This window comes from Curtobacterium herbarum (assembly GCF_016907335.1).
In the GTDB taxonomy this organism is placed as follows: Bacteria; Actinomycetota; Actinomycetes; order Actinomycetales; family Microbacteriaceae; genus Curtobacterium; species Curtobacterium herbarum.
In genome coordinates this window covers 3,463,144-3,483,141 of record NZ_JAFBBT010000001.1, presented here as the reverse complement: position 1 = coordinate 3,483,141, position 19,998 = coordinate 3,463,144, and the positions used below count along the sequence as shown (strand labels likewise).

18 protein-coding genes, 1 tRNA gene and 1 pseudogene are annotated in these 19,998 nt (G+C 67.9%); 8 read left to right on the top strand and 12 right to left on the bottom strand.

Going from position 1 to position 19,998, the window contains the following annotated elements; genetic code table 11:
- Positions 1-19 precede the first annotated feature (19 nt).
- From JOD51_RS16620 to JOD51_RS16595, 6 genes are read right to left on the bottom strand one after another with little or no spacing between them, the layout of a single operon-like run.
- On the bottom strand, positions 20-1,744 hold the full coding sequence (locus JOD51_RS16620; protein ID WP_204610577.1) for a serine/threonine-protein kinase: 1,725 nt from the start codon (positions 1,742-1,744) through the stop codon (positions 20-22).
- Complete coding sequence (locus JOD51_RS16615; protein WP_204610569.1) at positions 1,741-3,195, bottom strand: peptidoglycan D,D-transpeptidase FtsI family protein; 1,455 nt, start codon at positions 3,193-3,195, stop codon at positions 1,741-1,743. Before JOD51_RS16615 ends, JOD51_RS16620 begins: the two co-directional genes overlap by 4 nt.
- Positions 3,192-4,631, bottom strand: a complete 1,440-nt coding sequence (locus JOD51_RS16610) for an FtsW/RodA/SpoVE family cell cycle protein (protein WP_204610567.1) — start codon at positions 4,629-4,631, stop codon at positions 3,192-3,194. Before JOD51_RS16610 ends, JOD51_RS16615 begins: the two co-directional genes overlap by 4 nt.
- Entirely contained in the window at positions 4,628-5,998 is a 1,371-nt protein-coding gene (locus JOD51_RS16605; RefSeq protein ID WP_204610565.1) for a Stp1/IreP family PP2C-type Ser/Thr phosphatase, read from the bottom strand. The genes JOD51_RS16610 and JOD51_RS16605 overlap by 4 nt, the downstream gene beginning before the upstream one ends.
- A gap of 6 nt (positions 5,999-6,004) precedes the next feature.
- A complete protein-coding gene (locus JOD51_RS16600) occupies positions 6,005-6,571 on the bottom strand; it encodes an FHA domain-containing protein FhaB/FipA (RefSeq protein ID WP_204610563.1) in 567 nt (188 codons plus the stop codon).
- Complete coding sequence (locus tag JOD51_RS16595) at positions 6,568-7,248, bottom strand: FHA domain-containing protein (protein ID WP_204610561.1); 681 nt, start codon at positions 7,246-7,248, stop codon at positions 6,568-6,570. The genes JOD51_RS16600 and JOD51_RS16595 overlap by 4 nt, the downstream gene beginning before the upstream one ends.
- Before the next feature lie 85 nt (positions 7,249-7,333).
- On the opposite strand from JOD51_RS16595, the gene JOD51_RS16590 reads away from it, so the two are divergent.
- A tRNA-Leu gene (locus tag JOD51_RS16590) sits at positions 7,334-7,420 on the top strand.
- 84 nt (positions 7,421-7,504) lie between these two features.
- Here the strand turns inward: JOD51_RS16590 and JOD51_RS16585 are convergent.
- A complete protein-coding gene (locus JOD51_RS16585; RefSeq protein WP_204610559.1) occupies positions 7,505-8,293 on the bottom strand; it encodes an alpha/beta fold hydrolase in 789 nt (262 codons plus the stop codon).
- An 83-nt stretch (positions 8,294-8,376) separates the two neighbouring features.
- On the bottom strand, positions 8,377-9,075 hold the full coding sequence (locus tag JOD51_RS16580; RefSeq protein ID WP_204610557.1) for an SDR family NAD(P)-dependent oxidoreductase: 699 nt from the start codon (positions 9,073-9,075) through the stop codon (positions 8,377-8,379).
- A gap of 177 nt (positions 9,076-9,252) precedes the next feature.
- Here JOD51_RS16580 and JOD51_RS16575 point away from each other — a divergent pair, with 177 nt between their 5' ends.
- From JOD51_RS16575 to JOD51_RS16545, 7 genes and pseudogenes are all read left to right on the top strand, one after another.
- The gene (locus JOD51_RS16575) at positions 9,253-10,134 is read left to right on the top strand and encodes a manganese catalase (protein ID WP_204610555.1); all 882 of its coding nucleotides are present in this window, start codon (positions 9,253-9,255) and stop codon (positions 10,132-10,134) included.
- A 199-nt stretch (positions 10,135-10,333) separates the two neighbouring features.
- Positions 10,334-10,516 (top strand): hypothetical protein, encoded by a 183-nt coding sequence (locus JOD51_RS16570; RefSeq protein WP_204610553.1) that lies wholly within the window; start codon positions 10,334-10,336, stop codon positions 10,514-10,516.
- A gap of 84 nt (positions 10,517-10,600) precedes the next feature.
- Entirely contained in the window at positions 10,601-11,167 is a 567-nt protein-coding gene (locus JOD51_RS16565) for a MarR family winged helix-turn-helix transcriptional regulator (RefSeq protein WP_204610551.1), read from the top strand.
- A 166-nt stretch (positions 11,168-11,333) separates the two neighbouring features.
- A complete protein-coding gene (locus tag JOD51_RS16560; RefSeq protein WP_204610543.1) occupies positions 11,334-11,723 on the top strand; it encodes a hypothetical protein in 390 nt (129 codons plus the stop codon).
- 35 nt (positions 11,724-11,758) lie between these two features.
- Positions 11,759-12,409, top strand: a complete 651-nt coding sequence (locus JOD51_RS16555) for a TetR/AcrR family transcriptional regulator (protein ID WP_259558311.1) — start codon at positions 11,759-11,761, stop codon at positions 12,407-12,409.
- A 54-nt stretch (positions 12,410-12,463) separates the two neighbouring features.
- Positions 12,464-12,697, top strand: a pseudogene (locus tag JOD51_RS16550) (transposase); the annotation flags it as partial.
- A 1,202-nt stretch (positions 12,698-13,899) separates the two neighbouring features.
- Positions 13,900-14,169 (top strand): hypothetical protein, encoded by a 270-nt coding sequence (locus JOD51_RS16545; RefSeq protein ID WP_204610541.1) that lies wholly within the window; start codon positions 13,900-13,902, stop codon positions 14,167-14,169.
- A gap of 103 nt (positions 14,170-14,272) precedes the next feature.
- Here JOD51_RS16545 and JOD51_RS16540 read toward each other — a convergent pair whose 3' ends face one another.
- The 4 genes from JOD51_RS16540 to JOD51_RS16525 form a co-directional block, all read right to left on the bottom strand.
- Positions 14,273-15,442, bottom strand: coding sequence for a PDDEXK family nuclease (locus tag JOD51_RS16540; RefSeq protein WP_204610539.1), 1,170 nt, complete (start codon positions 15,440-15,442; stop codon positions 14,273-14,275).
- A gap of 330 nt (positions 15,443-15,772) precedes the next feature.
- Positions 15,773-16,879 (bottom strand): carboxylate-amine ligase, encoded by a 1,107-nt coding sequence (locus JOD51_RS16535; protein WP_204610537.1) that lies wholly within the window; start codon positions 16,877-16,879, stop codon positions 15,773-15,775.
- An 863-nt stretch (positions 16,880-17,742) separates the two neighbouring features.
- The gene (locus tag JOD51_RS16530; RefSeq protein WP_204610535.1) at positions 17,743-18,510 is read right to left on the bottom strand and encodes a TauD/TfdA family dioxygenase; all 768 of its coding nucleotides are present in this window, start codon (positions 18,508-18,510) and stop codon (positions 17,743-17,745) included.
- A 14-nt stretch (positions 18,511-18,524) separates the two neighbouring features.
- Positions 18,525-19,589 (bottom strand): MsnO8 family LLM class oxidoreductase, encoded by a 1,065-nt coding sequence (locus JOD51_RS16525; RefSeq protein ID WP_204610527.1) that lies wholly within the window; start codon positions 19,587-19,589, stop codon positions 18,525-18,527.
- Between the last annotated feature and the right edge of the window lie 409 nt (positions 19,590-19,998).

The following is a 19,998-nucleotide window of genomic DNA, read 5'->3' as shown; positions in this document are numbered from 1 at the left end:
GGGGTGGTGCGGTGGTGCGTCAGTCCTGCGGCGTCGCCGTCGAGCTCGGCGCGTCGGTGGGGTCCGTCGGTGCGACCCACGTCGCCGTCGCGGGGTCGGAGGCGCTCGACGCGGCCAGGTTCCCGCACGTCACCGTGTACGACAGGGTGACGTCGTCGCCGGCCTGGTCGGCCTGGATGTCGACCGAGGTCTCGGAGGTGTCGCCGCTCGTCGCGCCGCTGGAGTCCTTGCCGCCGGAGACCGTCCACGAGTACTTCGAGACGGTGTACCCGGTGGGGCAGGTCGCGGTCGACCAGCTGAACTTCACGGCTCCGGAGGCGGAGACCGCACCGGCGCTCGGGGTGTTCGGCTTGTTGACCGACGGCGGTGCTGTGAACTCGCGCAGGGTGATGAGCGCACCGTCCGACAGGCTGCCGGTGGGGCTGATCGACTGCACCGTGTTCGCCTGCTCGGCGGTCTCGGCCGGGTCGCCGTCCTGCACCTGGACCGCGAAGCCCATGGCCTGCAGTTCGGTCTGGACCTGGTCGGTCGCCCGTCCGACGTAGTCGGCCGGGTTGATCGTCGTGCGGGTGTCGGACGGGGTGGCCGACGGTTCCTGGCTCGGGGTCTGCGTCTGCGACGGAGCGCTGCTCCGGGACGGTGACGGCTTCGGGTCCGAGTCGGCGTTCGCGAAGACGAACACGCCGACCACGATCGCCGCGACGAGCACGACGGCGCCGACGAGCCACCAGATCCAGGCGCGGCTCTTCTTCTGCTCGACGTCGTCCTCGGGGCCGGCGGGGCTGCGCGGCGCACCACCGCCGACGACCGGGGCGTTCGCCTGGGTGCCGATGAGCGCGGTGGCCGCGTCGTTGCCGGGGGGCGGGTTGAACGCCACCGTCCCGGCACCGCCGATGGCCGGCACCGCCACGGTCGCCGCGGCGACGTCACCACGACGGAGGGCCTGGGCTGCGCGGGCGAGGTTCGCCGCGGTCGCCGGGCGGTCCGCGGGCTTCTTCGCGATGCACGACATCACGAGGGCCGCGACCGGCTCCGGGACCGTCCCCGGCAGCGCCGGCGGCTGGTCGTTGATGTGCGCCATCGCGATGGCGACCTGCGACTCGCCCGTGAAGGGTCGGCGGCCCGCCAGGCACTCGTACGCGACGATGCCGAGCGAGTACACGTCCGTCGACGGCGACGCCGGGTGGCCGCTCGCCTGCTCCGGCGAGAGGTACTGGACGGTGCCCATGACCTGGCCGGTCGCGGTGAGCGGGACCTGGTCGGCGATGCGGGCGATGCCGAAGTCGGTGATCTTGACGCGGCCGTCCGGGGTGATGAGCAGGTTGCCCGGCTTGATGTCGCGGTGCACCAGGCCGACGGCGTGCGCTGCCTGCAGGGCGTTCGCGGTCTGGGCGACGATGTCGAGGACCTTGTCGACCGGCAGGGTGTGCTCGCGCTCGATCATCGTCGACAGGGCTTCGCCGGGGACGAGCTCCATCACGAGGTAGGCGCTGCCGTCCTCTTCGCCGTAGTCGAACACGTTGGCGATGCCCTCGTGGTTGACGAGTGCGGCGTGCCGGGCCTCGGCGCGGAAGCGCTCGAGGAACCCGGGGTCGCCGAGGTACTCGTCCTTGAGGATCTTCAGGGCGACGGTGCGCCCGATGACGAGGTCAGTCGCCTGCCACACCTCTCCCATGCCGCCGATGGCGACTCGGGAGGAGAGCTGGTACCGCCCACCGAAGGTGAGTCCGCTGGTGGGTCTCATTTGTTCAGCACCGCCTCCATGACCTTCTTCGCGACGGGAGCCGCGACCGTGTTGCCGACTCCGGACTGCCCGAGCCCGCCGCCGTTCCCGACGACCACGGCGACCGCGACCTCGGGGTCCTTGGCCGGGGCGAAGCCCGTGAACCAGAGAGTGTAGGGATCGCCCGTGCCGCCCTCGGCCGTACCGGTCTTGCCGGCGACGTCGACACCGTCGATCTTCGCATTCGTTCCGGTCCCCGCGTTCACGACGCTCTGCATCGCCTCGGTCAGGTCGGAAGCCGCACTGGACGACAGCGGGGCGCTGTACTGCTTCGGCGAGAACGAGTCGACGGTCTTCAGGTCGCTCGTCTCGATCGACTCGACGAGCGACGGCTGCATGACACGCCCGCCGTTCGCGATGCCGGCGGAGACCATCGCCATCTGCAGCGGGGTGACGCGGTCGTTGGCCTGGCCGAACGAGCTGAGCATGAGCTGCGCCGTCGACTCGGGCTCGGGGTACTGGCTCGGGGTGGCCGAGGTCGGCACGTCGATGACGTTGCCGAAGCCGTACTCGTCCGCGGTCTTCTTGATCGTGTCGTACCCGAGCTTCTGGCCGAGTTCGGCGAACGGGATGTTGCACGAGTACTGGATCGCCACGCGCAGCTTCACCTGGTCGCCGCCGCCGCAGCTGCCGCCCTCGGCGTTGTTGATCCGCGAGCTGGTGCCGGGCAGGGTCAGGGTCGACGGGTTCGGCAGCGTCGAGTCGAGCGTGTAGTCCCCGCTCGCCAGGGCCGCAGAGGCGACCACGAGCTTGAAGACCGAGCCGGGCGTGTACAGGTCGCCGGCGATGGCGCGGTTCGCGAGCGGTTTCGACGCATCGGCCTCGAGCGCCTGGTAGCGCGCGATGACGTCCTTCGTGTCGTGCGAGGTGAGCGTGTTCGGGTCGTAGCTCGGCTTCGACACCATCGCCAGGATCTTGCCGGTCTTCGGCTGGATCGCGACGACCGCACCGGTGTTCGCGCCGAGGGCGTCGTACGCGGCCTGCTGCACGTCGGGGTCGATCGTCAGGTTGACGTTGTCGCCCTGGACGTCCTGGCCGGTGAGGATGGAGTTGAGGTTCTGGAAGAACGAGTCGTCGCTGTTGCCGGACAGCTCGGCGTTCTCGGCGCTCTCGATGCCCGAGTTGCCCTGGCCGATCGTGAAGTAGCCGGTGACCGCCGAGTAGAGCTCGCCGTTGTTGTACTTGCGCTGGTACTGGTACTGGTCATCGACCGCGGTGGACTCGGCGATCGGCTTCCCGTCGACCAGGATCGCACCGCGTTTGGTCGAGTAACTGTCGAGGATGGTTCGCGAGTTCCGGCTGTCGGCACGGAGCGAGTCCGCCGCGAAGAACTGGATGGACGTCGTCGACACGAAGAGCGCCACGAACATGAGCACGACGACGGTCGAGACGCCGCGGAGTTGGCGGTTCACCGGCGCTCCTTCCTGGACCGGCCGCGGCCGGTGTTGCCCCGCTCGGTCAACGCACCCTGCTGGATGCGCTGCTCGGCGGGGATCGAGTCGGTCAGCCGCAGCAGCATCGCCGCGATGATCCAGTTCGCCACGAGGGACGAACCACCTGCCGCCATGAACGGCGTGGTGAGTCCGGTGACCGGGATGATCCGGGTGATGCCGCCGATGACGACGAAGACCTGCAGGGCGATCGTGAACCCGAACCCGATGCCGAGCAGCTTGCCGAAGTCGTCCTGGGCCATGAAGCCGACGCGGATGCCCCGGGAGACCAGGATCACGAACAGGCCGAGGATCGCGAAGACCCCGATCAGCCCGAGCTCTTCACCGAGCGAGGCGATGATGTAGTCCGCGTTGGCGACCGGCGTGATGTACGGACGGCCCTGGCCGAGCCCGGTGCCGGTGATCCCGCCGTTCGCGAATCCGAACAGGCCCTGCACGAGCTGGTAGCTGCCCTGCGTCTGCCGCAGGAAGATCTGCTGGTCGAACGGGTCCAGCCACTGCTCGAACCGGCCCTGCACGTAGACCAGGACACTCGCCGCGACGAGGGCTCCGCCGATGAACAGCACCAGGCCGATGACGACCCAGCTGAGCCGGGCGGTCGCGACGTAGATCATCACGAGGAACAGGCCGAAGTACAGCAACGCCGTGCCGAGGTCGCGCTGGAACACCAGCACGCTCATCGCCACGCCCCAGATGATGAGGATCGGGCCGAGGTCGCGGGCGCGGGGGAACGTCATGCCGAGGAACTTCCGGCCGACGATCGACAGGCTGTCGCGTGCGGTGACCAGGTACCCGGCGAAGAACAGCGCCATCGTGATCTTCGCGAGCTCACCCGGCTGGAACGAGAACGGTCCGATCCGGATCCAGACCCGGGCGCCGCCGATGTTCGTGCCGATGCCGGGCAGCATCGGAAGCAGGAGCAGCACGATGGTGAGCAGCATGAAGATGTACCGGTACCGCTGCAGGAACCGGTGGTTGCGCACGAGCAGGATCGTGATGATCGCGAACACCATCGCCAGCAGGGTCCACGCGATCTGCTTGACGCCGATCGCCGCCCACCCGGAGACGCCGTTGTGGATGTCGATGCGGTAGATCTCGGCGATCCCGATGCCGTTGAGCACCAGCGCGACCGGCAGGATGAACGGGTCGGCGTTCTTCGCGACGATCCGCAGGATGACGTGAATCACCAGCGCGAGGCCGAGGATCGACGCGGCGGTCCAGAGCACCGACGTGTCGAAGACCCGCCCCTTCGTGCCGAGCTGCACGAGCACCATCGCGCCGCCGCAGATGCCGCAGGCGATGACGAGCAGCACGAGCTCGAGGTTCCGGGCGCGCGCGGGCTCCCGGAGCTTGATCGTGATCGCCTGGGTCAGCGAGGGCGCGGTCGTGGCGCTCATCGTGCGCTCCTCGACGGGGAGGGTGACGGGGAACGGGGGGTCGCGGACCCGGAGGGGGAGGCGGACGGTGACGACGTCGGGGAGTCTCCCGAGCCTCCCGTCCCGCTCTGGTCCTGACCGGTCTCGGCGGCCGTGCGCAGACGGTCGACGATCGCGCGGGCGTCCTGGAGGGACGTCGCGTTGATCGTCGAGCGGACGTTCTCCCGCGTGTAGTCGGGGAGTTCGGTCAGGGAGATGTCGGTGTCCTCGTAGACGTCGGACAGCGCGATCGGACCGATCGACTGCTGGACGCCCTTGTAGATCGCGACCGAACCGCGGTCCGTGCCGACGTAGTAGTGGTCCTGCACGATCCGGTAGCCGAGGAAGAGGGCACCGACGAGCGCCAGGATCGCGATGACGAGCGCGATCGACCAGGAGACGCGGCGACGGACCCGGCGGCGACGGTCCTCGGCGATGAGCTCGGCGAAGTACTGGTCGGACTCGGGCTCGAAGTGCGAGTCCTCCGGAGCGCTCGAGACCTTGAGCGGGTGCAGCAGGATCGTGGGGAGGCGGATCGGCTTGCGACCGGTCGACGCCTCGAAGGTGAGGGGGGCCGCGGCGGAGCCGACCGTGGTGGCCGCGTCGTCGTCGTCGCCCGGCTCGGAGTCGGTGACGTCGAGCACGACGACCGTGACGTTGTCGGGGGCGCCGTGGTCGAGCGTCTCCTTGACGAGCCGCTGGGTGACCTGGTTGGCGTCCATGGTGGAGGCGAGCGCGTGGCGGATGCGCTCCTCTGCCAGGTACGAGGACAGTCCGTCGGAGCAGAGCAGCCACCGGTCGCCCGGGCGGATGTCCATGATCGCGGTGTCGACCTCTGGTGCCGCGTCGACGTCGCCGAGCACGCGCATCAGGACCGAGCGGCGGGGGTGCACCGCGGCTTCCTCCGGCGTGATGCGGCCGCTGTCGACCAGACGCTGCACGAACGTGTGGTCGGAGGTGATCTGCTGCAGCTCGCCGTCACGCCAGCGGTAGATGCGGGAGTCGCCGATGTGGGCGATCGCGAGCTGGTCGCCGACCCGGATCATGGCGCTCACCGTGGTGCCCATGCCGGTGAGCTCCTGGTGCTCGAACACGGTCTCGGTGATGAGCTGGTTCGCGGCGATCAGGGCGGACTGCAGCGCGAACTCGGCGTCGTGCGCCGACGGGAACTCGCGGTCGACCTCGCGGATGCGTCGGATCGCGATCGCCGAGGCGACGTCACCGCCGGCGTGCCCGCCCATGCCGTCGGCCACCGCGAACAGGTGCTGCCCGGCGTAGCCGGAGTCCTGGTTGTTCGCGCGGATGCGTCCGACGTGGGACACAGCGGCGCTCAGCGTGCGAGCCGTCATCCGGGACTACCGCCGCAGCTCGAACGTCGTCGTCCCGATGGTGATCGGGGTGCGTTCCGCCACGGTGGTGGGGACGGTGACCTTCTGGCCGCCCACGAAGGTGCCGTTGGTCGATCCGAGGTCGGTCAGGACCCAGGCACCGCCCTGCAGGTCGAGGCGGGCGTGGTTCGTGGAGGTGTAGTCGTCGCGGATCACGACGTTGCTCTCGCTGGAGCGGCCGATCGTGATGGGGCCGCCGCCGAGGGGCATCTCCATGCCCTCACGCGCGCCCTCGGTGATGACCAGGCGGGTGGCGACCGGTCCGGCGGGGGCTGCGGTGGGCGCGTTGGCCTGACCGATCAGCTCGGTGAAGGCACCGGGGGACGACCCGGAGGCTGCGGCTGCGGTGCCGGCACCGGCCGGCATCGGCGGGGTGGTCGGCGTCGACGGGCCGGACTTGGGATCGGTGGGGATCGCGCGGACACGTTGGCCGAAGAGGTCACTGCGCAACGCGAAGACGATCACGAAGACGAAGAGCCACAGCACCGCGAGGAACGCGAAGCGCAGGACGAGCAGGGTCAGGCCTGTGGTCATCGCGCACCTCCGTCGTTCTCCGGGATCACCCGGAACACCATACGGGTCCGACCGATCTCAATGGTTGAGTCCGGCTCGAGGATCGCCTGGCTGATGCGCTCACCGTTGAGTTTCGACCCGTTCGTGGACCCGAGGTCGTTCACCTGTGCGTGTTTGCCGTCCCAGAGGACCTCGACGTGCTTCCGGCTCGTCCCGGTGTCGGCGACGGTGATGTCCGCGTCCGTCCCCCGACCGATGATCGTGCGTCCACGCTTCAGGTGGTGCCGCTGCGACCCGATGTCGAGCACCGCGACCCAGGCGAGGTCCCGCTGCACCGTGGTCGAGTCGATCTCGAGGATGCCGGTGGAGAGGGTGCCGTCCTGCTGCAGCCGGATGGTGACGGGGCCGGAGAACGAGTAGTTCTGCGCGACCGCGTGCTGCTGCACCCGCTGCGTGAGCTCGTTGATGAGCGGCTGCCCGACGTCGTGCATCCGAGTGTGGTCCGGCGGAGCGAGCCGCACCGTGAACTCGTTCGGCACGAGGATGCGCTCGCGGGAGACCACTGCCGCCTTGGTGTCGAGTTCACGCCGCAGTGCCGCGGTGATCTCGACCGGCTGCACACCGGAGCGGAAGGTCTTGGCGAACGCACCGTTGACGGCGCGCTCCAACCCTCGCTCGAAGTTGTCCAGTAAGCCCATGGTCCCCACGTTCTCGGTCGCTGACCTCTGCATGGTAGTGGTTGGCTCCTGGCACCGTCTGTGCATGGTAGTGTTCTCGTCGCTGGCGCGAGTGGCGGAATTGGTAGACGCGCACGGTTCAGGTCCGTGTGCTGGAAACGGCGTGGGGGTTCAAGTCCCCCCTCGCGCACCAGTGCTCTCCGAGCGAGAGCAAGCAGACGAAGGCCCCGATCGAGAGATCGGGGCCTTCGTCGTTCTCCCGCCCCGCCCGTCCGTCTCACCCGAGCGTTGCTGCGACCTCCCGCGCCGTGCCCGCCGGGTGCAGGCCGTGGTCCTGCGACTCCGGGACGACCACGAGCCTGCCGGTCGGCAGCACCTCGGCGAGCCGGTCGGTCGCGACGACCAGGAACGGCCAGGTTCGTCCGCCCCGCAGCACGGTCACCGGCATCGTCACCGCGGTCATCGCGGGGGAGGGCACCGGCGTCTCCCCGGTGATCGTCGCGTCGTACACGGTCGACTGGGCGACGGCGACCAGGTCCGGCCACATCGGTGCCTGCCGGATCTGCTCGATGACCTCGTCGGGCAGGCCCACGGCCTCGCGTTGGAACAGGACGACGGCGTCCTCGGGCCGACCGGCATCGACGTGCGCCTGCAGCCGGTCCACCAGGTCCGGCGCCTGCGGCGGACGGGAGTCGTCGAACGCGAAGGGCGGTTCGGAGAGGAAGAGGTGCTCGACGTCGAGCCCCTCGGCTGCCGCGCGGAGGGCCAGGACCGCGCCGGAGGAGTGCCCGAACACGGCACGGACGTCGCCGGCCGCAGCGACGACCGCGACGAGGTCCTCGACCTCCCGTTCCGGCGCGTACGGACGCGTGTCGCCGGACGCACCGCGGGCGCGCCGGTCGAGGACCACACCCCGCAGCCCCAGGTCGGCGAGGGCGTGCGCGAGCGGTCGGGCGGCGTCGGCGGTGCTGAACGCGCCACCCACGACGACGACACCGGGAGCATCGGCGGGACCGATCGCCTCCCAGGCGATGGGCGTTCCGTCGGCGGAGTGGGCCTGCTGCATGGCGGCAGTCAACACCCGCCCGGAGCCCAGTGGAAGGAGCGCAGTGGAAGGGGGACGGACGCGGTGTCGTCCGCGCCGGCGGGTCAGACGGTGACGCTCCCGAGGACGCGGTGCGCGATCGAGATCGACTCGCCCGACACCACCGACAGCGGGGACGACAGGAACGCCACCAGGTCCGCGATCTGCTGCGGGCTGGACTCGCCACCGGCCCCCGGTCGGACCTCGGCGCTCGGTTCGTCCCGCACGGTGCCCGGGTTCACGACGTTCACGGTCACGCCGGTGCCCGCGGTCTCGTCGGCCAGGTTCTTCGCGATCACGTTCGTGGCCGCGTTCCGCAGCGAGGTCGTGATGTTCCCCGACAGGTAGGCGTTCTGCCCGCTGACGACGACGACGCGGCCGAAGCCGGCCTGACGCTGCGCGGGCAGGACGGCGTTCGCGACCCGGAGGAACCCGAGCGCCTTGCCGTCGACGGCTGCGGCGACCTGGTCCGGGTCGGAGCGGCGCTCGGGGTCGAGGGTGTTCGCCGCGGGGGCGGCGGTGACGACCAGGACGTCGATGCGTCCGTGCTGTTCGAGCACCCGGGCCACCGCGGCGTCGACGGAGGTCTGGTCGGCCGTGTCCATCGCCACACTGCCCGACGCAGCACCGTCGGCCGCGTCCGCGGTGCGGGAGGCGACGACGACGGTCGCGCCCTCCTGGCGGAGGCGGTCCACGACGGCGGTGCCGATGTACCCCTTCCCACCGACGACGAGTGCGACACGGTCCTGCAGCTGGAGATCCACGTCGCCGACGGTACGCCGGTGCCCGGCCGGGTGCCGGACGGGAGGCCCGTGGCGGGGCCGCCCCGCGCCTCCCGTCCGGCGGCAGCCGCGTGATCTGAACACTCCGGACAGCCGTCCAGCGGCTCGCGCCGACGCTCGGAACGGATCCCGGAACCGACACGGAAACAGGAGAACGATTTGTACTTCCACAAGCAAGAGCTCCAGTTCACGGCGACCCCCGACAAGCCCGACGCGGTCTACGCGCGGAAGCTCCAGGAGGTGCTCGGCGGCCAGTACGGCGAGATCTCCGTCGCCCTGCAGTACCAGTTCCAGGCGTGGAACATGCACATCCCGGGCAAGTACCGCGACATGGTGTTCGGCATCGGCGCGGAGGAGATGGGCCACGTCGAGATGCTCGCGACGATGATCGCCCAGCTGCTCGAGAAGTCCCCGCTCGGCATCACCGAGGACGCCCTGCAGGACGACCCGACGGTCGCCGCGATCGTCGGCGGCACGGACGTCCAGCACGCCATCGTCGCCGGCGCCGGCGCGCGTCCGGTGGACAGCAACGGGAACCCCTGGCAGGGCTCGTACATCACCGCCAGCGGCAACCTGCTCGCCGACTTCACGGCGAACGAGAACGCCGAGATGCAGGGCCGTGTGCAGGCCGCCCGGCTGTTCCACATGACCGACGACCACGGTGTGCGGGACCTGCTGAGCTTCCTCATCGCCCGCGACACCATGCACCAGAACATGTGGGCGACCGCAGCGGCCGAGCTCCGCGAGCAGGGGCTCGAGACCATGCCGGTGCCGAGCAACTTCCCGCAGCACAAGGAGAACCAGGAGGTCAACTACCAGTACCTCAACTTCTCCGACGGTGCCGAGGCGAAGAACGGCCCCTGGGCGAGCGGTCCGTCGTTCGACGGCAAGGGTGAGTACTCGTACCACGACGGCCCCACGACCACGGTGCCGATGCCGCCGCCCACGCACGCGGACTCGCGCCTGTACGGCACGACCGAGCTGCCGAACACGGTCGAGAAGATCGCCGGCACGGTGCAGGACAAGCTCAACAAGGAGTAGTCCGGACCGGCCCACGCACGAGCCCTTCCTCCGTCGGAGGAGGGGCTCGCGTGCGTCCGGAGCGGGCCCACGGGTCGTTCGGTGCGCGAACTGTACAACTCGACGAACTGTTCGTTGCCCTCATTGTTCACGATGTGAAAGAGTCCTCACGTCCGGATGGACGGACGGCAGGCAGACCCTCGACGAGGAAGGCGCACCCATGCAGAGCACGTACCACGGCACCTCGCACGACACCCGGTTCGGCGGCTCCCACCCGCGCGTCGGGCTCACCGACCCGGCCGTCATCGACGCCTGGGTCGCCCAGCGGATCGAGGACCCGTCGCTGCTGTCCCGCCGCACCGAACTGTCCTACGCCGACTTCTTCGTCGCGCCGGCCGCCTGACCCGATCTGCCTGCCCGCAGGTGCCGGCGCCACGCGCCTGCCCGCACGACCGCCCGCCCGCACGGGTGAGGGAGACACCCACCCATGCCGTTGACCGTCGTCCGCCGCGAGCACGTCCACCTCTACGCCCGCGAGCCCCGCACCCGGTCCGCCAAGACCGCGGTCGACGCCCTGCTCCGGCTGCAGCACGCCGAAGAGGACCAGCTCGAACGTGCCCGTGGCGAGAGCGGCCTGACGAAGAACGAGTTCCTCACCGTCCGCTACATGCTGCAGGCGCACCGCGACGGCCGGAGCATGGGGCCGAAGGACCTCGCCGTCATGCTGTCGGTCTCGAACGCCTCGGTCACCAAGATCGTCGACGGCCTGGTCGAGAAGGGCGACCTGCTCCGGGCCCCGCACCCCACCGACCGCCGAGCGCAGGTGCTCGAGCCGACCGTGCAGGCCGCCCGCAAGATCGACCGGTCGTACGAGGTCTTCCACGAGGCCGTCGTCGAGGTCATCGACCACCTCTCCGCCGAGGACAACGCGGTGCTGGCGCGCTGCCTCGCGCAGATCACGGCCGCGCTCGACGCCGGCCTGCCGACACCGGTGGACGAGTACACGGTGCCGGAGGCGGGTGCCGACCCCGACGGGTCGGCGGCCGGTTCCTGACACCCACCGGACGGGAGGCGCGTCACGGGTGGTGATCCGGGCCTCCCGTCCGCCACTGGCCGCTGGGTCCTGACCCAGCGTCACGACGCGCTCGCGGTGATCCGCTTGCGACTTCTCACTCGTTCGACGGATCCTCCGTCGGTCTCGGTTGCTGCAGGGTGGAAGGGTGAGGGAGACCCGACTGACGCAGGTGATGGCCTGGGTCGTGCCGTCCATCGCGCTCGCGCTCATGGCAGGGCAGGCGTGGGCGTGCGTCCTGACGGACATGCACACCGCTCCGATCGATGCTGCGTACCGAGCAACCGACGAGAGCGGCCGCGGGGTCCTCCGCGCGCCTCCCGCCGACGTCAGGGCCGCTGATCTGGTCCAGGGCATCACCTGGTTCGCCTCGTTGCCGGTGGTCATCGCGGCGACGCTCGTGGCTGCGTCGGCGCTGAAGCGAGTCCGAGCGGCGCGTGCCGCGCTGGTGTTCGCGTACGTCGTGACGTGCGTCGGCATCTGCGGAGCCGTCGTGGGCCTCGGTGTCACGGTGTTCGGAGCACTCGAGATCCTGTGACGCTGATCAAAACCTTCCAGCGGTAAGTTGGCACGGTGACCGACCCCGTGGACGACGACGCCGTGACGCCGCCGCGCCGCGGCGGCTACCGCAAGGGCACCGAACGACGGGCCCAGATCCTCGACGAGATGATCCGGATGGTCGCCGAGCAGGGGGTCGACGCGTCCTCGCTGCGGTCCGTGGCGGACGCCCTCGGGATCACGCACGCGGCGCTGCGGCACTACTTCCCGAGCCGCGACGAACTGCTGCTCGCCGTCTACCGCGAGCACGAGGTGCGCGAACAGGGTGCACCGGAGCGGATGAAGTCCGCGATCGGCGACATGCGCGAGAGTGCTGCCCGTAACCGGGCCGTGCCGGGGCTCGTGCAGTTGTACACGACCCTCTCGGCCGACGCCGTGCAGGAAGGGCATCCGGCGACGCGGGAGTTCATGCGCGACCGGTTCACCCGGCTGCGGGCCGACCTGGCCGAGCTGATCCGGCGGGACCAGTCGTCGGGCCGGATCCGGGACGACCTGGACGCGGAGGACCTGGCGAGCCTGAGCATCGCGGTGTCGGACGGGCTGCAGGTGCAGTGGCTGCTCGACCCGGATGCGGTTGATGGGGAGCGGGTGTTGCGGTTGTTGGAGTCGATCATCCCCGCAGCGGACCCGCGGAGTGGCGGGACCTCGGACTCGTCTCTGACGTGAACGGGTCCGCGGTGATCCGGTGGGCTGCTCTCGTGGTGGCCGTGATCGACTAGCCCCGCATCGCGGGTCACAATCCGCCGGCTCGGCCGGAACCTGCAGCAGCGCGCCACCGACGTGTTGGTGATCTTCAACCGGCTCGGCACTTCCAACGGTCCGACAGAGGCCATCAACAGGCGCCGCGAACACCTCCGCGGCTCTGCGCTCGGCTTCCGGAACCTCAACATCTTCATCGTCCGCAGCTTGCTCGAGTCCGGTGGCTTCAGACCCCACCCACCCCTTCAACTGTGATGAGCCGTCAAAGGCATCAGCATCGGGCTCTGAGGCCGTCAAGAGCGAAACCGTCGCATGCGGCGGTCCGCAGTAGTGAGGACATGACGATCTCCGAGAGCAGGACCATGCTGTGCTCACGATCTAGTGCGCCGATGGAAGGAAATCATGATGAGGGTGCCGTCGAGGTTGCTCTTCGCTGTCGGGATGGTTGTGCTCTCGGTTGGGGCGGTAGCGGCGCCGGCCAACGCCGTCGCAAGAGCGGTGTCGCCTCCGGCCCCGTCCGCAGCTGGAGGCGTGGTCACCGTCTGCCCCGGAGTCCGCCTGAACCTGGACGACCCGAGCGGCAAGCCGCTCCCGATCGCGGAGCAGCAGAGTTCGATCAACGCACTGTCATATCGATGCGATCACCCAGGGCAGTCTTCATCCGTGATCTCAGCACCGGCGGGAGCGGGGTCGCGTGGGGCCACGCCCGACGCGAGTATCGGGAAGAACGGCGGTGAAGTGCTCATGCACATCCAGGTTGCTCCTGGCGATCTTCGCCTCTCGGCCTCGGCGAACAGCATGTCGTACGGCACCCATCGAACGCTGAGCTGCGACTACTCCATCGGAGGCGGAACGTACCAGTCCTGCGGGCGAGCGTCAGGACCGGGGACTTACCTGCTGACGCGCACTGACGAGTTCTGCCCCGTTCCCGGTGAGCGTGTGGATGGGATCGCGGAGATCGCGTGGGGGTCGGTCGCCTACTACGACGACGCTTCCGCGATCACTCAGTAGCGTGTCGGACATGGCTGTCTTCATTGCGCGCCCGGACGTTGCGATTGACTCTGTCGTGACTCCTCTGTTCCTGGAGGTCTCGCGCGGCTATCTGAACCTCCGCGTCTGGTCCGGGCTGCACGACGTTTCTCGGGGAGACGGCCGAGTCACGAGCCAGGAGCCGGACCACTTCTCGGATCGGTTCGTTCTCCGTGGGCCGGGAGGAGTGGAGGCATCGTCGATTCAGACCTCTGGGTCCGGAGGTCCGTTCCAAGACCATTTCGACATCGTCTTCGAGTGGCCCGGGTCGACCTCCGGCGACGGGCCCTGGGTCCTCGAATATGGTGGGCTCCGGAGCAGGTTCTCCGCTCACGGCCTGTCCGACGGATGACGTGAGCCCGGTCCGCTGTCAGCGGAGGCGGGCTTCACTCTCGTTCTCGCCGAGCCGGAGCAGGTGGTGACCGCGTATGCACCGCCCGCCCGCATTCTCCACCGACGACATCCTCGGCTACAGGCTGGACTTCGAGATCGCCCGCGACGGATTCGTCGGAGTTGGCATGCTGCGAGACGATGCTGCGTTGCACAACGCCGACATGTGGCTTCGGTGCGAGAGCTACCGCGTGATGAAGCTGAACGCCCGGGCCCGGAAAGAAGACAAGCAGATGCAAATCGCCTTCGCGACGGGCCTCCGGTTCACCCGGTACTTCGGGAAGAGCCTGGACGCGCTCAACGACTGAATGTGAGACGTAGCCAAGGTGGCTGAGGGTGGGACGCGTCCGAGGCTGGCCAATCAGCGACGTGTTGGAGATGCGGATTGAGCGACTGTCTTGAGTGGTGTGACTACTCGAGAGCGCGGCGTACCGCTCCAATGATGTCGTCTAGCAGGTAGTCGGGGTGGACCTCGAGGAGGGTCATCCCGTGCGCAGCGCACAGCCAACGCTTCGTAGCGTCACGCTGCTGCTGCCGTTCGAAAGCCTTCGTTCCACCGAAGAACTCCACCGGGCGCGAGTGTTGGGCGCCCTGGTACTCGATTGCGACGTTTCGCCCGCGGAGCACCATGTCGAGGGACTGTGGTGCAAGCCACGATGGCCGTGCCTGGTGGTCAATTCGCTCGTCGGGGAACGCAGCACGTAGTTGATGCAGCAGACGTATCTCGGACACCAGGCCCTCGCCGACGCGCGGGAGTCCAGCGGCCTCACGCGCGCGGTTCTCCGATTCGCGGAACAGGGGCCGGCAGAGCGCTCGGATCAAGCCCTCGAAAGCGTACGGGTTACTGCGGTTCCAAGTTGCTGGGATGGGACGCTCGTAGCCTGCAAAGCCCTCGAACGCGATCAGAGGGTACGAACCGACGGTCCGGCCGTGCTCGATGAGGTGAACGATCTGGTCGACGGAGTAGTCGGAACCGATCAGGTCGTAAAGGCTCTGCGCTATCGCTTCTGTGGTTTCGTTCGCATGCAGTCGCCTCCAAAAATGCCCGATGATGCTGATGCCGTGCTCGTCGTGGAAACTGTCGAGCGTTCTTTGAAGGTCATCAAGCGCCGCGTCGAGGTTTTGCCAGCCCGCCTTGGTGATGTTCGAGGATCCCCACCGCATGACCTCCCAGGCGTCCGCACGTGGCGGCAGCACGTCGCTGAGGCCGACGAAGGCAACGAGCCGTCGGAAACCGTACGTCAGCGTCAACGCATCGGCCCACTCCTCCCGGAGGTAGTGCATGTCGGCGAGGCACTGTCGTGCTTTGCTTTTGGCCACGGACTTCGGGTATGCGTCGATGATGCGAGCCGCTCCCTCCATCGCCGTCTTGGGGTCAACGTCCCATTCAGCCAGGAGCTCGTGCAGCATGACGACGGGGTAGCCGAACTGCCCGTCAACGTCGATCGCATCGCCCGCAAGGAATTGAGGCCGGTAGTGCTTCGAAAAGAACGATCTCTGCAAACGGTTCATCTCAGGTAACTCGTTCGCCGCTACCACGTCGAAACGGTGGACCCGTTGAGAGGGTGAGTTGGTCGTCACACGACGAGCATGTCAGCGAAGTTGCAACCGCCGGCGTGCAGGATGCACGGTCCCTCGGCGGACGTCAGCTCTAGCTCGGCTTCCGCGACGCGTGGTCCTTCCGTACCGCCACGGGCGTGCGGGCTTGGGCGAACAGCAACCAGGTCAAGGCGAACCCCTCGCCGACCGGTGGCGACGTCTTCGGCCTCCACGTCGACGGGAGCCGGGTGGTTGTGGACCACGGCGCCGATCTCCCGCTCGAGGCGCCGCTGCCCCGCTGACGAGCGACCCGGCGCCCTGGTCGCAGAGCCGCCAGACGTGCGACCCGACGAGCCCTCCGGCCTCCGGCCTTCAACCCTCCTGCCAGGCTGCGGCGAGGGCGACGTGCCCGAGGTCGTCGCGCCCGGGTTCCGCGGCAGGCCGGCGGGCCGCGCGCTGCCGGGCTGCGCCGGTGCCCCTGGTGAAGAGGTCGTCGATCCCGCGTTCGACCAGCTGGTCGTCGCCGTTGCACGTGAGGGCCGGCAGGACATGCGCGAGGAACCGCATCACGACCTCCCGCGCCGGCGCCGGACGCTCCGTCGTCGGGTCGACCAGGCACCCATCGAGCCCCTCGAGGGAAGCCTGCCAGTTCGCTAGCCGGAGCGCTGCGGCGGGGGTGCTCTGAGCCTCCCGGCCGTCTGCGGCGTCGTTCGCCGCCGTGTCCACCAGGGCGCGCACCAGGCCGGCGACCGTGACGGTCGTGCCGGGGTCGAGCGGGACGTCGGCGACGCGGACCTCGACCGTCGGGTGGTTCGCGCACAGCCGCGCGTCGAGGTAGAGCATGCCGGGATCGAGTAGCGCGCCGGTGCCGAGCATCGCCTCGGTCACCGCACGGTAGCGGGACAGCGAGCCGAAGCGCTCCTGCGGGCCCGACGACGGCCACTGGTTCCAGAGCACCGACCGCCAGCTGGCGTGACCCGTGTCGACGCCGTCGTGGAACGGGGAGTTCGCGCTAAGGGCGATGAGGACCGGCGTCCACGTCCGGATCCGGTCCAGGACGGCGACACCTTCGTCCGGGGAGTCGATCGACACGTGCACGTGCAGGCCCGAGGTGAGCACCCGTCGCGGCAGGGCGCCGTACCGCTGCATGATCGCCAGGTACCGCGGAGACTCGGTCGGGTGCGGTGTCACCGGGCACGGCGAGGTGCCCAGCGGTGCGGCGTGCGCTCCGATCTCGGACGCGAGCTGTTCGGTGAACGCACGGTTCGTCCGGACCTGGTCGCCGAGCGTCGCGAGGGACGAGTGCGGGCGGGTGATGAGCTCGATCGCCTCGCGGTGCATCTCGGCCACGACCTCGCCGCCGTCGCCCGGGCCGCCGGCCGCGATTGCACGGGCGAGCACCTGGTCGGCGACCGGGACCGGGTGACCAGTCCTCCGATCGATGAGCAGCAGCTCTTCCTCGACTCCCATGGTGCGCATGCACCGAGTGAATCCCCGCTCGGCTGCACACGGGCACCGGGTGGTCGGGGCACGCGGCGGGAGGGTCCGCGGAGCGCGGGTGGCAGGCGTTGGGGAGGGTGGTGGCCGAGCCGCGGGGGTGGACGTTCCGCTGTGGAGCGCGGCTACGACCGGGGTCGGTGCGAGCGGGAGGGATCGGCGGCGTGCGACGGCAAACCGATGTCTTCGGTCGACCGGTCACATCGCGCGTCACGATCTTCGGGCGGCGCGCTGAGCCGCCACGTCTCCGCGACACGAGGGGGCGCCAATCGGGCCAGGGCCTGACCGACGCCTTCCAGTCGAAGGCCCGATCCGTGCCGCCGACGGCCTCGGGCGGGCGGGCGGGCGAGGGTTTGATCGGTCGAGTTGATGCGGGCCCGGGTGCCGATCGGCCTCTGGTGTTGCATGACCTCTAGACCATCGCTCAGGTCTTTGGCCGGAGGAGCCGAACGGACCGCCGTGACGAAATCGACTGGTTGCGTCACTGGGTCCTCACGACCAGAGACAGGCGCCACTTCTGCTCGTGAGCTACGCCTTCGCTCCGATCCCAACTGTGCTCGTTGCTCGCCCTCATGGCGGAGAAGGGGTTGCGCACAAGTACGGCTTTGCCCTCAGACGACAGCTCAGTAGCGACAGATCGTGAACTCGGTCGTACGGCCAGCATTCAGGAGGAGGGGCGTCAGTCGCCTGCTCGATTACAAATGCCTGGGAAGCAGGTCGCGGCACCTCATAGGCGTTGGACCCCGTGGCGGTACGGTTTCCTGCACTGAGCGTCCGATCTACGATAGTACTCATCGTCGCAGCGACAGTCGCGGCATTCGTATCTGCTCCTAATGCATCACGACTCAACCAAAAGCGGACCCGAATTGGCTGAGCAATGCCGACACGATGACGCGGTCGCCTGCGTAGGCTCGGCGCCCATGAAGCGTGCGACAGTTATCGATGAGGACCACATCGCCCGCATCGAGCCGCAGCTTCACGCTGTAGACACCCATGATCTGTCGTGCCCGTTCGATGGTTTCTTCCGAGATAGGGAAGCCCGAGGAGGCGTCGTGCGCACCGCCGTAGGGTCCCACAACTGAGGTTGCGACCGAGAGAACGGCCGGTGAAATGGCTGATCGTACGACCGTTGGGATCTCGTATTCGAATTCAAGCACATCGCCGTCTCGTGGCGTCACCGAGGCGACTTTCCCGTAAGCGGTCGCCTGAGACGTGGCGGAGTCAAAGCCGTCGGGAAGCGCCGCCTGCGAGATAAGCCCGCGGAAGCGCAGCGTTTCCGGCAACAGCTCCGCAAGCTGGTCGCCGCACGGGCTGCCGAGACTCGTGTCGACGAGGATCGTTTCCCCCCCGCTCTGTGAAGGCTGGACACCCAAAAAGCCGACAATGGCGCATCGATACGGAGTGCGACCTAACTCGGAGTGCGGGTCCATCGCCACCCGAGTTTGTGGCGCGAGAGACGTCTCTTGGTTAGGCCGACGCGGGTGCGGAATAGCCTTGAGGTTCGTCGTCGCCGCTACTTCGTGCATCGTTTCGTAGAAGTCTTCCGCTGATTCTACCGAACAGGTAGCATACCCCGTCCTTTGCATACCGATGAGAAGCTCAGAGTTGTCCAATGGATCGGCCCCTTCTAGGTTGTCAACGAGTCTTTGAGATCGTTGTTGCTTTGTGCGACAGCACGCAGCGTGTCAATCCTCTGGTGGGTTGAAGTCGCAATCGGAAGAACGATGAGTTCATCCATGCCAAATTGCGCTTGAAGCCGTAGAATCCGCTGAGCAACATGCTCCCGACGGCAAATCATCTGCCGATCCGCAAACTCTGCGAGGTCTGATACGTCTGTTGAGGAAAACTGGAATTCAGCAGCCGCTGAGTCGTCTGGCGTGATTCCAGGCCGACCACGTGACGCGTACACCCGGGTTACGAAGTGGGGCCGAGCAATGCGTAAAGCCTCTCGGTCAGTGTCGCCAACGGCGGCGACCGCCGACACGGCGCAATAGGGCTTCGCCAGCGCAGCACTGGGACGGAAGCTGACGCGGTAGGCATCAAGTGCCTCGCCACTCGACGCACCATCGAAGTGATGGGCGTGAGCGTATCGCAGACCCCTACTCCCGGCATTTTCTGCGGCAGAAACGCTCGATCCAAGTAGCCATATCTCAGGCTGGTCGTTCACGCCGGGCAAAGCAGGAACCAAATGCCCATCGCGACGGAAGGTTCCGTCGAAGTGCCCAATCAGGTCGTCCAGACGACGATCGAAGTCGCCAAATTGCACCGGCTGAGTACTGTCGCGCACTACCAACGAAGCAACTGGGCCGGCACCGACGGATCGACCGAGGCCGAGGTCTATCCGTGCGCTGTATAACGCGGAAAGGGTACCAAACTGTTCCGCCACAACATAAGGCGAATGATTCAATAGAAGCAGTGCTCCACTGCCAACGCGAATCCGCGAAGTAGCAGATGCGACGGCAGACATAGCGATCGGAACCGCACTCGAGCAGGTATTCGTCGCGTGATGCTCAGCTACCCAGTAGCGCTCGTAGCCCAAGACCTCGGCGCTTTGCGCGGCACGAATCATTTCTCGGAGACCGACTTTCGGCGTGGACCCGTGCGGAATAGTCCCTAGGTCCAGAACGCTCAGGCGAATGCTGTTACTCATACCCGCGCCCGATTGTGCGACGCGCGTTGCGTCGGGTGCCATGATCCCCTTGGCGACATGAGATTACTCAACCGCAAGCACACGCCATTCGTCAAGCGTGGCCCTCAAACAGTCACATGTGAAGCCGCTCAGAAATGTTCTGAGTTTCGTACGGTGAGATTGTGACGTGGTTGAAGCTGTATGCCTCTGGACCGGTCGTTGCGAGGGCAGATGTCGGCAGTAGGCGCCCTGGTTACAGGACATGGCGAGGATCCCGTCGTCCCGAGACTGTTCTGCCGCCACCTTCGAAACAGTCCAGCCTTTGTCTCGCCACCGTCAGATACGGTTAACTCGTTTGTTTTGCCATCTGGAGGGAATTGGGCTGTGCGCAGCGATGCTTTTGGAGGGATCTCGTGCAACGCTTTCTACACGGTGCAAGACGTGTTGAACCTGCAGTCCGTGAGATCTGGAA

Bases quoted from the DNA above. Each gene is read 5' to 3' on its own strand.
- JOD51_RS16525 (WP_204610527.1), bottom strand. From the start codon at position 19,589: ATGGCACCCGACGCAACGCGCGTCGCACAATCGGGCGCGGGTATGAGT.
- JOD51_RS16535 (WP_204610537.1), bottom strand. From the start codon at position 16,879: ATGCGCACCATGGGAGTCGAGGAAGAGCTGCTGCTCATCGATCGGAGG.
- JOD51_RS16545 (WP_204610541.1), top strand. From the start codon at position 13,900: ATGCACCGCCCGCCCGCATTCTCCACCGACGACATCCTCGGCTACAGG.
- JOD51_RS16585 (WP_204610559.1), bottom strand. From the start codon at position 8,293: ATGCAGCAGGCCCACTCCGCCGACGGAACGCCCATCGCCTGGGAGGCG.
- JOD51_RS16600 (WP_204610563.1), bottom strand. From the start codon at position 6,571: ATGACCACAGGCCTGACCCTGCTCGTCCTGCGCTTCGCGTTCCTCGCG.
- JOD51_RS16610 (WP_204610567.1), bottom strand. From the start codon at position 4,631: ATGAGCGCCACGACCGCGCCCTCGCTGACCCAGGCGATCACGATCAAG.
- JOD51_RS16565 (WP_204610551.1), top strand. From the start codon at position 10,601: ATGCCGTTGACCGTCGTCCGCCGCGAGCACGTCCACCTCTACGCCCGC.
- JOD51_RS16605 (WP_204610565.1), bottom strand. From the start codon at position 5,998: ATGACGGCTCGCACGCTGAGCGCCGCTGTGTCCCACGTCGGACGCATC.
- JOD51_RS16595 (WP_204610561.1), bottom strand. From the start codon at position 7,248: ATGGGCTTACTGGACAACTTCGAGCGAGGGTTGGAGCGCGCCGTCAAC.
- JOD51_RS16620 (WP_204610577.1), bottom strand. From the start codon at position 1,744: ATGAGACCCACCAGCGGACTCACCTTCGGTGGGCGGTACCAGCTCTCC.
- JOD51_RS16570 (WP_204610553.1), top strand. From the start codon at position 10,334: ATGCAGAGCACGTACCACGGCACCTCGCACGACACCCGGTTCGGCGGC.